The 14,976-nt window shown below is 29.9% G+C and carries 11 protein-coding genes; 10 read left to right on the plus strand and 1 reads right to left on the minus strand.

Features of this window, described 5'->3' with window-relative positions; all coding sequences use genetic code 11:
- Position 1 precedes the first annotated feature (1 nt).
- The 7 genes from G324_RS0100130 (at position 2) to G324_RS0100160 (ending at position 9,508) form a co-directional block, all read left to right on the plus strand.
- Positions 2-2,308: a metallophosphoesterase family protein gene (locus G324_RS0100130; protein ID WP_025724381.1), complete on the plus strand. Its 2,307-nt coding sequence runs from the start codon at positions 2-4 to the stop codon at positions 2,306-2,308.
- Position 2,309: 1 nt separating this feature from the next.
- Positions 2,310-2,903 (plus strand): RDD family protein, encoded by a 594-nt coding sequence (locus tag G324_RS0100135; protein ID WP_162146759.1) that lies wholly within the window; start codon positions 2,310-2,312, stop codon positions 2,901-2,903.
- A 16-nt stretch (positions 2,904-2,919) separates the two neighbouring features.
- Positions 2,920-5,091 (plus strand): bacterial Ig-like domain-containing protein, encoded by a 2,172-nt coding sequence (locus tag G324_RS0100140; RefSeq protein ID WP_025724383.1) that lies wholly within the window; start codon positions 2,920-2,922, stop codon positions 5,089-5,091.
- Between the two features lie 241 nt (positions 5,092-5,332).
- Positions 5,333-6,844, plus strand: coding sequence for an alkaline phosphatase family protein (locus G324_RS0100145; RefSeq protein WP_162146760.1), 1,512 nt, complete (start codon positions 5,333-5,335; stop codon positions 6,842-6,844).
- Entirely contained in the window at positions 6,841-7,977 is a 1,137-nt protein-coding gene (locus G324_RS0100150) for a glycerate kinase family protein (protein WP_025724385.1), read from the plus strand. The genes G324_RS0100145 and G324_RS0100150 overlap by 4 nt, the downstream gene beginning before the upstream one ends.
- A gap of 117 nt (positions 7,978-8,094) precedes the next feature.
- The gene (locus G324_RS0100155; RefSeq protein ID WP_025724386.1) at positions 8,095-8,850 is read left to right on the plus strand and encodes a MurR/RpiR family transcriptional regulator; all 756 of its coding nucleotides are present in this window, start codon (positions 8,095-8,097) and stop codon (positions 8,848-8,850) included.
- 13 nt (positions 8,851-8,863) lie between these two features.
- Positions 8,864-9,508, plus strand: a complete 645-nt coding sequence (locus G324_RS0100160; RefSeq protein WP_025724387.1) for an SGNH/GDSL hydrolase family protein — start codon at positions 8,864-8,866, stop codon at positions 9,506-9,508.
- Positions 9,509-9,684: 176 nt separating this feature from the next.
- Here G324_RS0100160 and G324_RS0100165 read toward each other — a convergent pair whose 3' ends face one another.
- Positions 9,685-9,939 carry a hypothetical protein gene (locus G324_RS0100165; protein WP_025724388.1) on the minus strand — a complete coding sequence of 85 codons (255 nt, stop codon included), beginning with the start codon at positions 9,937-9,939 and terminating at the stop codon, positions 9,685-9,687.
- Positions 9,940-10,135: 196 nt separating this feature from the next.
- Between G324_RS0100165 and G324_RS06945 the strand changes: the two genes are divergently transcribed.
- From G324_RS06945 to G324_RS0100180, 3 genes are all read left to right on the plus strand, one after another.
- Positions 10,136-12,190, plus strand: a complete 2,055-nt coding sequence (locus G324_RS06945) for a glycoside hydrolase family 36 protein (protein ID WP_025724389.1) — start codon at positions 10,136-10,138, stop codon at positions 12,188-12,190.
- A 308-nt stretch (positions 12,191-12,498) separates the two neighbouring features.
- Positions 12,499-13,479 carry a LacI family DNA-binding transcriptional regulator gene (locus G324_RS0100175; RefSeq protein ID WP_025724390.1) on the plus strand — a complete coding sequence of 327 codons (981 nt, stop codon included), beginning with the start codon at positions 12,499-12,501 and terminating at the stop codon, positions 13,477-13,479.
- Between the two features lie 58 nt (positions 13,480-13,537).
- Positions 13,538-14,965, plus strand: a complete 1,428-nt coding sequence (locus G324_RS0100180; protein WP_025724391.1) for an ABC transporter substrate-binding protein — start codon at positions 13,538-13,540, stop codon at positions 14,963-14,965.
- Positions 14,966-14,976 lie beyond the last annotated feature (11 nt).

The following is a 14,976-nucleotide window of genomic DNA, read 5'->3' on the forward strand; positions in this document are numbered from 1 at the left end:
TATGTTTAAAAGTATAGCAAACAAATTTAATATTATTGTATTATTTTTCCTAGTTATCATTTTAGTTTCATGCAATGCAAAGGAAGTACAATTTGAGCTAGTTTATGGTAATGGACAAATAGGTATTGTTTCATCATATGATGATATTAAGTTAAATGATGAGAAGTTAAGTGTCTATAAAACAACAAATGAAAAGGTTAGTATTCATTTTGAAAGCCAGTATTTAGATGATGGTTATCAAAACATTTTATTAATAAATGAAAACCACCCCTTAGAGTTAAAAAGGGGTGGGGATTATGAATTGTTTACTAAAACAAAATATGAAATTATTAGTCCTAATATCATTAATGGTTCGCTCACTTTAAATTTTATAAGTGGAACGAACGCAGTTGGTACTTATGACAACTTTTTTATCAGAAATATATTCATAGTTATAAATAATGAACAAATTTGGTCTAATGAATATTCAGAAGATGAGTATTTAAACGAATCTCTGAAAATGGGAAATGATGATTTAAGAAGTGAATTTAGATTTGGATATCAACAAAATATTCAAGTTACCTTTGATATACCAGATAAGCATTTAAATAGATATGGTGCATTATTAAGTAATAACGAAGAATCATTTAGTTTTAACGCTAATGGAAAAACTTATGACATAACAAATCAAGCATATCTTAAGTACGATATAAACATAAATGATAATGAAGTCATTAATGAAACAAAAACAATTACTGTAACAAATGATACAAATACTAAACATCAAATTTATTTAGATGGCATCGAAATAGAAAATAACTTGAAATTAACTAAAGGTGCTTGGTCAAATGGAGAACATAAACTCAATGTTGTTTTATACAATGATTTTGGGTTTAAAGAAATTAAAGAAATAGAATTTGAGTTAGAAGCAACTGATTTAATCGAAAATAACCATAACTATACAGCATATAACTATGGAATTATATCAAACTTAAACATTGATTTTAAATCTGGTAAAGAGGTTAGCTTAAGTGATGAAAATCCTTTCCTAACGCCATTTGGCGAGTATGGAATGATTGGATTTGAAATAGATTATAACTTAGATAAACTACAATTTAATTATGAAGGAACATCACTACCTAATAGAAGCATATATTTACAAATTTATAATAATGAAAATAAAGTTTGGCAGACAGTTTCAACCTATATAACACCTAATGATGCATTATTTAACCTAGGTTATGACTTTAGCGAAAATAGTAATCAGTATAATGTTGAAAATAAAGTCAGATTTAGAGTTGTATCTGTTAATCTAGAAAAATTATCAACGGTATCAGAGTATTTATATCACCTAACAGATATTCAATATATTACTCAAAAAATTGCTAAAGCAGAAGATTCAAGTATAGGTAAGGCTGCAATTGATGCATTAACTAAAATGCAAGAATACATCATAGGTGAGACTAATAACAACAAACTCATCTATTCAATGATGACCGGAGACTTTACTCAAACTTTAAATAATGCAGAAGTAGAATATGAAAAAGTAATGCAATATTTATTTAATCCATTATTAGAAAACAACATAGCTTTTGGCGTACTATCCGGAAATCACGATGTTGGTGGTGTATCTGAAAATATTAATGGAGCACAAGCGTTAGATGAAGATTTGATTTATGAATATTGGAATGCTAATTTAGGTGAAAATGTGTTTAGTCATAATGATTTTTATAAATCAAATTATGATAACAACCGTAGTCATCACGATCGTTTAAATATAAACGGACTTAATTATTCCTTTCTATACTTAGGGTGGGGTTCATCCATTAAAGGAATAAATGTTTCAATACTCGATATAAATTATGCAAAAACAGTATTAGAACAGTACCCTGATGACATATTTGTTTTATTATCACACAACTATATGGGTGGTTCTGGATTAAGAAGTTCCACAGGAGAGTATGTATATAATTTATTAGTAAAAACATATCCACAAATAAAACTTGTCATAAGTGGTCACATCAATGGATCAAGTTCAAGAATTGATTATTTAGATGATGACAATGACGGCTTATATGATCGTAGAGTATTTCAATTTCTTACAAATTTCCAAGAAGAAGATAGTTTATATGGTGCATCATTTATAAGACGTATGGGCCTAGATTATGAAAACAATCGATTTGTTTTTGACTTGTATTCACCTTTTTATAACAGTTCAGATATTTATGTTGCAAGCAAACACAAAATTGTGAATGAACATAAATTATTTAAATATGATTTTGATTTATCAGGAAATGGATTTTCATTAAAGTCCTATGGAGTTAAATAAAATGGAAAATGATAATCAATTATACGATATTGATGGAAATCCTATAGATTTTAGTAAAGATGATTTAGTCTATAAATTATCATTTGAAACAGCAAACCTAGTTAGACGATTAAGTGCATATATTATAGATCTATTATTAATAGTAGTTATCTGGTACTTAGTTACTTTATCACTTTTTAATGAACTAGATAAATTTGTTCAAAACTTAGGAGTTGATTCAACCGATTTTGAAAACTTAATACTTTTAGATACATTTAAAAACATGGTATTAGAGTTATTCTTTAAAGCAATTATTTATTGGATAGGTATTAAAATTGCATACTTCACATTAGTTCCAGCAATTATAGGTAACGGTCAAACAATTGGCAAACTATTAGTTGGAATAGGTGTGGTTAGATTAAATGATTTAGAAGAGGTATCTCCAACAAGATTAATTATAAGAGAGGTAGTAGGCAGAGCTTTTATAGAAACATTATTAATCATACCTTACATAGTTTCAACATGTATGATGTTTATCAGTAAAGATTCTCGCTCGCTACACGATAGAGTATCAAAAACAATAGTTATTAAACTAGATTTATATAATCTAGAATAAAAAAAAGGAGAAGTAAATGAAGAAAAATCTATTATTAGGTCTGCTAATGATGATGTTATTAGTACTTGTTGGGTGTGTTGATACAAACCCACCAGTAGAACCAACATTACATAGCATAGTAGTTAAGAGTGAACCAACTAAGACAACTTATACGCAAGCAGAAGATTTAGACTTAAGCGGTTTAGTGATTGAGGCTAAATATAGCGATGATACAACTAAAGTTGTTGCAAGCTCTAATTATACAGTAACTGGTTATGATAAAAACAAACTTGGGGAGCAAACTCTAACCGTTACACATGATGGTAAAACAGTAACATTTAAAGTTACCGTTGAAGCATTAGTAGTTGAAAAACAAGAAGTCGGAATTGAACTTACAAATCCAACTAAACTTGAATATTTCATTGATGAAACATTTGATGATACAGGATTAGTTGTTAAAGTTAAGTTTGATGATGATTCAGAAGAAGTTTTAGACAAATCTAAGTACACAGTAACTGGTTTTGATAGTACCAAAGCTGATACAGTAACAATTTCAGTTACATATAAAACGTTTACTAAAACATTTGAAGTAACTGTTGTAGCTGAAGATAAAGCACCTATAGTTGTTGGCCTTATTCATCACTGGATGCCTGGTGCAATTGATGCTTTGGTTACAGCATCTGTAGATTTAACTACAGCAAGCGTTGATAGTTTCTCTATTAAGTATGGAGAAATTGTATTAGAAGAATTCCTTGACTATGAACTTGATGGCGAAGAGTTGACTATATTTGGAGCATTTCTACACGCTCAAAATTTAGAACCAGGAGTATATGAATTTACTTTAATTTCTGCTAATGGTGAAACGCCTTTTGAAGTTAGCGTAGTCCTAGATCCTCGTGATACATCAATTCCAACTAAACTTGTTGAAGGTATTGATATGAGTGGCGTTGAACATTTTGCACTTACAGCACCAATAGCTGGAGCACCTTCACTACTAATTACTGAAATTGGTGGTGACATGGGATCTAATGACTTTATTGAAGTATTTAATAATACAACACAACCATATAACTTAAAAGGACATAGAATTGTGTTTGCAGATACAGCAAGAGCATTAAATGCAGATCCAAATCTTGCATTTGTTGAACCATTTGCAATGTCATCAGGCGTTTATATTTATCAAGATTATATAATTGAACCATTATCTAGTGCAATTATTTGGGTAGTTAATGCGTATCCATGGTCTTTAGAGGCTACTCATACTCCAAATACTGAACCACGCGAAATTATTGAAGATGAAACTGTAAATTCTCAAATATTTGGACCAAATTCTTCAAACTTAAGCATTGATAAATTTAAAGCAACTTGGAATTTTGCTTCAGATGTTGATGTTTTCCCTGTTAGACCTCAATACTTTATTCATAATAATACATCTGCATATAATGCAGTAGACGGTTTAGGTCAACCAGTAGCAAAAGCTGCAGCAAGTAGATGGGCTGGATTTAATACATCAATTGATAATCGTGCAGTACAAATTCAAAAAGTAGACCAAGAAACATATTTTGAAGTTTCAGAGGATACCACAGCTCCAGCAGGCAGTGTATTCTTCAAATACGAATGGGTTGTAACTAATAAAGAAGAAGAAGTCTATGTTGATGGTGTATTAGATCGTGCAAAACTTGTAGGTTATGGTACGCCAGGATCTTCAAACTACCGACAATCAATTAATGGTGTAGGTATTAGAGTAGAATACTTTAATGCAGCTAAAGAATCATTAGGATATGCAACTACAACTGGTAAGACAGTAGATGCATATAACTACGGTAATGCAAATTACTTAGAATTATATGAAAACGCAGTTACTCCTATAGTTTCTGCAATGATTTATCCACGTTTAGAAGATACGGCTGGAGTACTTACAACTGCTAAATGGGGTCCAAGAATAACATTAGAGTATACAGTTCCAGCAGCTGATAGTATATTCATGAGATTTATTCCTCGTGATAGTGAAACAATATATGAAACCTTCTATGCTGATAAACCAGTAAGATTAGCAGGTTTAGCTAAAGCAGTCACAGAAACACAACAAAATAATATAATTGTAGTACCTGAAAGTAGTGCCTATCCTGTAAGCTATCTAAGTGATGGTTGGAATACAGCAAATAAACAAGGTTGGTTCAATTTCTATTTAACAAAACCTAGTGCATAAAAAAGATTTAATAAATTAATTAAATTATAGTGATGAACATGAAGGGTTTAGGATTTTATTTTAAAACCCAAACCCTTCATAATCACTGTAATTTATATAAAACAATATAATAAGAACTTTAAATAATTAAAAAAACATAGATGTCTTTTATATTGTTTTATACGATTAAAAATACAATTAACAAAAATAGATTTTTATGTAGTCTATTTAACATCTTTAGAAGATGAGGTGAACTTATTAAATGAAAAAATCTTTGATATGTATATGTCTAATAGTCTTAATGTTAGTGTTGGTTTCATGTAAGGTAAATAGCGATCAAGAACATATCGATAATCCACCTGTTGTGATTCCAGATCCTGATATAAAAGACCCAAATGATGCAGACCCAGATATAAATAATCCAATCGATCCGGATCCTAAAGACCCTATTGAAGTTAATAAGCGTTTTGTAGTTTATATCAATATAGATGGATTTGCTAAATACTATTATGATGAGGCATTGGTAAAGGGATTAGTACCTAATCTATCAGCGTATATTAATGATGGTATATTTTTTGATAAATTATATAATTTATTACCATCAATTACTAATCCTGTTCAAAATATGATTATATCTGGTGCAGATAGTAGTGCTACTCATAATGTCTACAGATATTTTGATAGAACTAATCATATTGTTGTACAACAACAAAGACAAAACGATGCAGAAACTATCTATGATGTAGTAAAAAAAGAAAAAATAACATCAGCAACAATCAGACATTTTTTAGCAGAAGAAATATTTAGTCCAACAAATCCAAATCACTTATATATAAGAGAACCTCATGGTACAGTATCTGATGCTATTGTTCGCTTTGATCAGGCAGTAAAGCTAGTAAGTGGCGAAAGTTTTATGAATGGATCAGTTAGTATGAAGGTAGATGATATCCCTCAATTTTTATCAATATATGTCGATGATTTAGATGCTTTAGGCCATAATGAAAGTAGTTACTATGGATATACAAAAGCAAAAACAGAAACTGAACGCATGTCAAATGTATTACATAGATTAAATATCATAGATTCAAAGATTAAAGAATTAGTAGATGTATATAAAGCTAAAGGTATTTATAATGACACGGTATTTTTGATTACAACAGATCATGGTATGACACCATTTGGAGCAAATTCTGATGGAATTACTTCACTTACAAATAAATATTCTAAAACAAAATGGCCAGCTTTAAAAGATAAATTAAAAGCAATTGATAGTAATTTAATTTTTGAATATTTAGGACCGGGTGAAAAACCAAAAGAGTCAACAACGCTTGTTGGTTTTGGAGCTGGTTTAAATATGCCAATAAGTTTTATGAATCCAAGAGTTCCAATTATAGAATTAGAAAATATTGCATTAGAATTAGAAAAAGAAGTATATATAGAAAAAGTATTTACTAGAAATGAATTAATTCAAATGGGTTTTTGGAGAAATGCTAATGTTGATTTATTAGTAATACCAAGTGAAGCTTATCACTTCCATGGCAGGTCTAATGTAAATGGAATTTATGCAGTTAGAGGTCAACATGATTCATATCTAGATAGTTCTAGAAATATATTTGGACTCGTATTTGGTGGTCAGGTAAAAAAAATAGGTATTTTAAATGAAGAAACATATGTTCATTCTTTTGGAGTCATGATTGCAGATGCTTTAAATGTTATATTACCTCATGCCAATGCTTTAAAAGTTGACTTTTTAATAGAGGATGAAACATCATGAAAATCATTATAGCTCCAGATTCATTTAAGTCAACATTAAGTGCTTTAAAAGTAGCTTCAGCTATTAAAGAAGGCTTCTTAGAAATTTTTAATGATGCAACATATATTTTAATCCCTATTGCTGATGGTGGTGAAGGTACTTTAAATAGTTTAATGTATAATCAAGATGGGAAAATAATAGAAGTTAGAGTTAAAAATGCATTATTAGAAGATACTAAAGCATATATTGGCATAACAGATGAAGGTAAAACTGCGATAGTAGAAAGTGCTTTAGCATGTGGTATTGAACAAATTCCACCAAAAAATTTAAACCCCTTAAAGGCCTCCAGTTATGGCGTTGGACAGTTAATTAAAAATGCACTTCAACTTCATGTTAAAAAAATAATTATTGGTGTTGGAAGTACTGCCACTAATGATTGTGGTGCAGGTATGTTAATAGCACTTGGTGCCAAACTAATTAATAAGTCCGGTCAAGAAATGAATTATAAAAATATAGATTTAAACGAAATTGCATCAATTGATTTAACTCATTTTGATAAGAGTATATATGATAAAGAAATTATAGTGGCATCTGATGTTAATAATCCTTTACTTGGTTTAAACGGTGCCACATATACATATGGCCCACAAAAAGGTGCAACACAAGATATCCTTCCTATATTAGAAAAAGGTATGAAGAATTTTAGTACAGTATCAAATAATTTGATGCATAAAAGTTATCAAAATCATCCTGGAAGTGGTTCGGGTGGTGGCTTAGGATTTAGCTTATTAACATACTTTAATGCGACTATTATGAGTGGTATTGGTTTAATGATTCAAGCTAAAAACATAGAAACTCTAGTATATGATGCTGATATCCTAATAACAGGAGAAGGCAAAATAGATGAACAAACCATATTTGGTAAAGGGCCTTATGGTCTTGTTAGACATGCAAAACTCATTAACCCTAAAATTCTAACTATAGGTATTAGCGGATCGTTAGGAAATAATTTAAATGAACTATATAATGATGGATTTGATGCAGTTTTTAACACCATATTAACACCTGGTAAATTAGAAGAAATTAGTGAAAATACATATCAGAATATTAAAATAGTATCTTCAAATATTGCAAGGTTATTAAAGGTAAGGTAAAAAAAATAAGATTTTCATCATATAAATTAAAGCATAAACCCCTCTATTTGATAATTTAAGTACATATGTAAAATATGGTATAATTTATTAGTAAACCAACTAAAGGGGCTGTTAACTGTGATCAATAAAATGACCATTAATCAATTAAATTCATTATCCATATTAGAACTAGAACTCTTAAGATATCTAGATAGCCATAAAAGCGAAATTCAAAATCTAAGTATTCAAAAATTAGCAGAAATGAGATTTGTTTCTACAGCTACTATTATTAGGTTATGTAAAAAAATAGGCTTTAAGGGTTATATAGAGTTAAAATACTATCTTCAAGAAGAAACTCTAAAAGATAGTCTTAGATTAAAAACAACAGGTGTTATCGATGTTTTAAATAATAGTGTTGAGACAATTAATAAAACATCAAAAATGTTAAATCTGAAACAAGTTGAAGCTTTAATTGATTTAATGTTAGAACCAAATAAAAGAATTCATTTTTTTGGAAAAGGATTAAATTCCACTATACTTTCTTACTTTAATAAATTACTCTTAACAAGAGGTGTCATTAGTGGATTTTATGAAGATACTCACATTGCATACATAGCTGCAGAAAAAATGAATAAAGATGACATCGTGGTTTTATGTAGTTTAAGTGGTAAAACACATCAAGTGATTAGAATGGCACAAATATCCAAATCAAGATCTGCAACCATTGTAACTGTTACATCTAATGATCCAAATGAAATAGCAAAGTCAGCTGATTTTCCATTCTCATTTTATAAATCAGAAGAACATATTGGACCAGATGATATTGCTTCAAGAGAAGCAATTATGTTTATTTTAAATATTATTTTCCAAGAATATTTAAAAAGAAAAAAATAAAGAGGAAATCTAGATGATGTTAAATAATAATCAAACAATCGTTTTTTTTGGAGATTCTATTACAGAAGGGCATAAAACAAATACAGAATCTATTCCTGGACATGACACTTTAGGTACTGGGTTTGTTAATTTAGTGCATTCATATATCATGGTTAATCATCCCAATTTAAATTTAAAAATAATTAATCAAGGCATCAGTGGACATAGATCAATGGATTTAATAAATAGAATTCAAAAAGACTGTCTGGATTATCATCCGGATTGGGTTGTCATGATGATTGGTACCAATGATGCTTGGCGTCAAGTTGATTCACCACATATTCCAAAATATATCATGAAACCTAATGAATATAAGGATAACTTAAGAAAACTTATTGAAACATTTAAAAGTAAGAACATCAAGTTACTTTTACTAAGCCCATTTATGATTGAACTTAATCATGAAAATAAATTAAAGTCACTTATTAATGGTTATGTAAGCGATATGGAGAACCTAGCCATAGAGTATGAGCTTCCCTTTATTAATATCAATCATGCATTTAATGAATCATTAAAAACATTAACACACAATCAATTATCAAAAGATCAAATTCATCCAAATTTAGCTGGACATATGATCATTGCAACAGAAATTATCAAATATTTTTCATCAAAATAAGCCCCTAAAATAAGAAGGTTCCAATATGCTATTTTTAAAAGGCATATTAGAACCTTCTTTTCTTTTTATTAACTAGGAAAGTGCGTCAATTCCAAAATTCAAACATCCTTAGTCAAAAAATAGTCAGACAAATCTAAAACACCTAACTTTTGATAGGTAACATAAAGACGATGGAACTATTTATTATTTAGTGCATTTAACACATCTTGATTACCATCAGAATCGACAATAACCTTAGGATATAAGGTGCCTTTTAATTTAGTGTGACTACATTTAGGACAAGCTAAAGCATGTAGTGATTTATTACTGAAGTTCAGTTCGATCAAAATGTTGTGTGCTACGTTTTCTTCATAACCACACTTACAACAAACCATATCAACTGAGGGCTCTTTATAAAGTGTATCAGGATCATTTAAATCGAAGATTAACATGCCCAGTTCATCGGTTTCATCACCATTGTAAATCCTATATTAAGAAATTAAGTTTTAGTAATTCACGTAAACAATTATAATATTAATATTATTTATTTTGAATTTTGATATAATAATAATCAATCTATATAAAAAAATGTCTTAAAAAAAATTAGTGTCTGGAAAGAATTGACTTATAATCATATAGGAAAAAACAATGAAAATTAATTTTAAGAATTTAACTTTTAACATTTCAAATGATGTTATTACATTAAAAAGAATTGGAAATATAATCAATAATAAATCGTTTCCTTTTTTGGATATCCATATTGCAGGAGAAAATAAAGATAGAAATTTAGGTATAAAAACAGATAATTCCTCTGAAGGTTCAAGACTTAAATATCAATCCCATATTCAAGAAAAAGATAAATTTATTGTAACCCAAAAAAGTAATCAAATTGAGGTTACCTCATATTTTTATACATATCCTAATACAAATGCTATAAGTGTTCAAACTTCAGTAAAAAACATTTCAAATAACTTCATAATAATTGAAGAAGTATCCACTTTAAAAGTTAATGGATTTGAAGATATTGCTCCAGAAAAAATTTATTTTACACGATTTACTCAAAGTCATCATGGGGAGTGTCAACCTGTTCGCCATAGTTTTGCTGATTTTGGATTGTATGGTACAACCGGAGCTTCTCAGAAAAGAATTGCTTTTGCAAATGTTGGCAGTTGGTCAACAAAAGAAGAAATTCCACAGGGTATCATAGAGTATGATGATACATTTGTAATGTTTCAAATTGAAAGTAACAACAGCTGGTACTATGAAATATCCGACAAGGATAAGGCTTATTACTTAAGTCTTGGAGGACCAAATATTACAAACGGTAGTTGGTATAAGCGTCTTGAAATTAATGAATGTTATATGACACCATATGCCGTTGTTTCATTTGGAGATTCTTTGAATGAAGTTGTAGGAGAAATGTCTAAATATCGCAGACACATAAAAGGTGTGTGTGAAGCAGATGAAAATCTTCCGACTATATTCAATGAATATATGCATCTTTCCTGGGATAGCCCGAGTGAGGATAAGACAAGAATATATGCCCCAGTTATTTCAAAGTTGGGAATTGAATACTATGTTGTTGACTGTGGTTGGCATAATGAAGAAGATGGAAATATAATCTATCCGTATGTAGGACAATGGAAAGAGAGTAATAAACGCTTTCCAAACGGTGTAAAGAAAACTGCAGATTACATTCATTCACTTGGAATGAAGTTTGGTTTATGGATAGAACCAGAAATCATTGGAATAAAATGTGCCGATATGCTTAACTACTACGATGATGATTGTTTCATTACAAGATTTGGTAAAAAGATTTCTGTGATGAATAGATACTTTTTGGATTTTCGTAATAAAAAGGTTCAACTTTATCTTACTCAAAGTATCAAGCGAATGGTAGAAGAATATGGCGCAGATTATATCAAACTTGATTACAATGAGGATTTAGGCATAGGTACCGATAAAGATTCTGATAGTTTTGGAGAAGGTTTGGAGCAGTGTGCTAATGCATATCTTTCATGGATAGATAAAATAAGACAAATGTTTCCTCAAGTGATATTTGAAACCTGTTCTTCTGGTGGAATGAGACTTGATTACAACACACTTAGACATTTTCCTATTGTATCGACAAGTGATCAAATAAGTTACAAAAAATATCCCTATATTGTTGGAAATATTTTATCTACTGTCCTACCTGAGCAAGCTGCAGTTTGGAGTTATCCAGTTGGACTGCCAAATATGGAATTTAATCCAACCAGAGCATGGGTGGAATCAAACATTTCTGATGAACAAGTTATAATGAACATGATTAACTCATTTTTAGGACGTATCCACCTTGCAAGCCATCTTGAACTTTTATCAGACAATAAACTTGATTTAGTAAAACAAGGAATTACTTATTATAAAAAGTTATCTTCTATAAAAAAGGATGCATTACCATACTTTCCTATAGGATTTACTAGATTCAAAGAACAAATGGTAGCAAGCGGTCTTAAAAAAGATGATAGGATTTATCTTGCAGTATATAACCTTGATGGATCAAACCATAAAGAAATAGTTCTTAGAAATAATATAAAGACTATACATATTGCTTATCCAAACAAGTGCGATGAAGTCAAAGTTTCATTTGACAAAAATATAGTAAAGATTGATTTTACTTTAGATTATCAAGCAAGATTTTTGGAAATAGAATTAAATGATTAAAAATTATATGAAATAATATATGCGCTTTAATTAAATATCAATGTTTGTGTTATTTAATATGGCTCATCAAAATAAGCCCCTAAAATAAGGAAGGTCCAATATACATTTTCTATAAATATATTGGGACTTTCTTTTTATTTTGGTCCTTTAAATATGTTATATACTTAAAATAAAATCTTAAAAGATGTTTGTATGATAAGTTTTTTTGATATTTTTTTTATAAAACATTAAATGAGTTGACATAGATTATGATTCGGTATATAATTACAATAACGATAATGTAAAACGCTTACAGACTGGAGACTTGGATGCAAAAAAGAGTATTACTTAAAGATATTGCAGAAAAAATGGGATTAACAATTAATACTGTATCTAGGGCACTTAAAGATAAAAAAGATATTTCTGAAGATACAAAAACAGAGGTAAGACGTATAGCTTATCAAATGGGCTACATTCCGGATACCATAGCAAGCAGTTTAAGAAGTGGTGTTACCAAAACTATTGGAGTCATGTTTGATAACATTGCCAACCCATACTTTGTAATTATGACAGATTTACTACATCAAGAACTTAAAAAAGATGGATATGAAATGATGATTTACACTAATAGTGGGGATCATGCACAGTTAGATGTTGATAATTTTAATTTAATGGCCTCACGCAGACTAGATGGAATAATTACTTTTCTAAAACCTACCGAAGATGTTGTTAGATTAGCTAATAATAATTCCGTTCCAATGGTAATATTAGGTCGGGAAGGCGAAGATATCAATGTGGATTCAGTCTATACAGATGACTACCTAGGTGGTCAACTTATGGCGCAATATTTAAGTGCGAAATACTTAGATAAAGTTGCATATGTAGGTGCTCCAATTGATATTATGTGTTCGATTAAAAGATCTGAAGGTTTAATGGATTATTACCATGACCTTAATCACCCGATTAAAAATGAATATATTATTTATATTGAACACTATATAAGAGATTTTCATAAACATATTGATTTTTTAGTTGAAGAAGATATAAAAGCAATCTTTTGTTTCAACGATAGTATGGCATACGATGCTATGAGTTATCTAAAAAAACATTATCCATATAAAAATATAGAGGTTACTGGATATGATAATATTGGTTACGGTCTAAGAATACCCGTTGATCTTACTACGATAGATTCTGATAAAGTTAGTATGGTTAAAAAAGTAGTTAGATTCATAAAAAATAGAATTCAAGATCCAAACATGCCAATTCAAACGAAGGTATACCAAACTAAGCTAGTAAAATTCGAATAAAATCAAATTTTACAAGTTTATAACATTAACGTTAATGTAAAATAAAAAGGAGAAGAAAATGGAAACATTTAAGAAAGTACTTAGTATAACATTACTTATATTATCACTCTCAATTCTTGCTGCATGTGGAGGTAAAGACCCACTTGCTGAGGGAAAAACCCAAATCAACTTTTGGGGTTGGGGTGACCAATCAGAGGTTGCAGTATTTAGATCATTAGTTGATCAATACAATGAAACTAATGAAGATAATATATTTGTCAACTATACTCAAAAACCATCAAGTGGTTATGAATCAAGTATGGAAAGAACACTATCAGGTTCTAGAGCGCCAGACATTTTCTATGTTGGTGATGGGACTGTTAAAAAGTGGGTAGAATTAGATTATTTATATGACATCACAGAATTAGTTAATAATTCAGAAGTGATAGATTTAGAAAATATTTGGCCAACAGCAGTTTCTAGATATCGATACAACAAGGAAAATAGAACATCAAATGAAACAGATCCTATATATGCTTTACCTAAAGATATTGGACCAACAGTTATTTACTATAATGCAGATGCATTAAAAGCTGTAGGCGTTACAATCGTTAGTAAAGATCTTGATGACGCTACAATTACCTCTGAAGAACAACAAGGCTTTAATTTAGAAGCTAAAATATTTAATAATCGTATTCCAATGACTTGGGAAGAAACACAAGAATTATCTTATTTACTAACTAAAAAACATAATGCAAATGCTATCACCGATTATGGTTATTATACTGAGTGGTGGTTTAACTATGTTTGGAGCGTTGGTGGAGATGTTTTAACTATGAATAACAATGGAGATTATGAATTCTCATTAGGTAGTGAAACACCAAATGGAGAAAACCTACCAAGCACAAGAGATGCATTTAAACATTTTGTAGATTTATCAACAGTTCATGAAACTTCACCTAAACCAAATACAATTTCAACAGTAGGTAAAACAAACTACTTTACAACTGGTAAGGTAGCAATGATGGTAGATGGTAGATGGTCAACAGTTACTATTAGAAAAGATGCAAACTTTGATTGGGACGTAGCACCACTTCCAGTTCATGAAAATGGAATTCAAGCAGGTCATTCCGGCTCAATGGGATTCGGAATATGGAAACGTACATCTAAGAGTCAAGAAGCATTTAAATTTATGGAATATTTATCAGGACCAATCGGACAAGCTGCTCAATCAGAAACTGGATTCAACATTCCAAACCAAATTGATTTGGCAAACACAGAAGTCTTCTTACAAAGTGATCAAAAACCAAAGAATGCTAAAACATTTATTGAAGCAGCGATGCATCAAAGACCTGGTGACTGGGCATATCTTCCAGACTCAGCATGGATTACAGTATGGGCACCAACGTTAAATGGTGCTGTACTCAATGGACAAACAAACATTGATCAATTCTTTAATCAAGTAACATCTGCAACAAATCAAATATTAAAAACATATACAGAATAACGGAGTAAGTC

It is taken from the genome of Acholeplasma granularum ATCC 19168 (genome assembly GCF_000526235.1).
Taxonomy (GTDB): domain Bacteria; phylum Bacillota_I; class Bacilli_A; order Acholeplasmatales; family Acholeplasmataceae; genus Acholeplasma; species Acholeplasma granularum.

Coding starts and splice junctions, on each gene's coding strand:
- G324_RS0100140 (WP_025724383.1), top strand. CDS start 2,920: ATGAAGAAAAATCTATTATTAGGTCTGCTAATGATGATGTTATTAGTA.
- G324_RS0100145 (WP_162146760.1), top strand. CDS start 5,333: ATGAAAAAATCTTTGATATGTATATGTCTAATAGTCTTAATGTTAGTG.
- G324_RS06945 (WP_025724389.1), top strand. CDS start 10,136: ATGAAAATTAATTTTAAGAATTTAACTTTTAACATTTCAAATGATGTT.
- G324_RS0100175 (WP_025724390.1), top strand. CDS start 12,499: ATGCAAAAAAGAGTATTACTTAAAGATATTGCAGAAAAAATGGGATTA.
- G324_RS0100130 (WP_025724381.1), top strand. CDS start 2: ATGTTTAAAAGTATAGCAAACAAATTTAATATTATTGTATTATTTTTC.
- G324_RS0100180 (WP_025724391.1), top strand. CDS start 13,538: ATGGAAACATTTAAGAAAGTACTTAGTATAACATTACTTATATTATCA.
- G324_RS0100165 (WP_025724388.1), bottom strand. CDS start 9,939: ATGTTAATCTTCGATTTAAATGATCCTGATACACTTTATAAAGAGCCC.
- G324_RS0100150 (WP_025724385.1), top strand. CDS start 6,841: ATGAAAATCATTATAGCTCCAGATTCATTTAAGTCAACATTAAGTGCT.
- G324_RS0100160 (WP_025724387.1), top strand. CDS start 8,864: ATGATGTTAAATAATAATCAAACAATCGTTTTTTTTGGAGATTCTATT.
- G324_RS0100135 (WP_162146759.1), top strand. CDS start 2,310: ATGGAAAATGATAATCAATTATACGATATTGATGGAAATCCTATAGAT.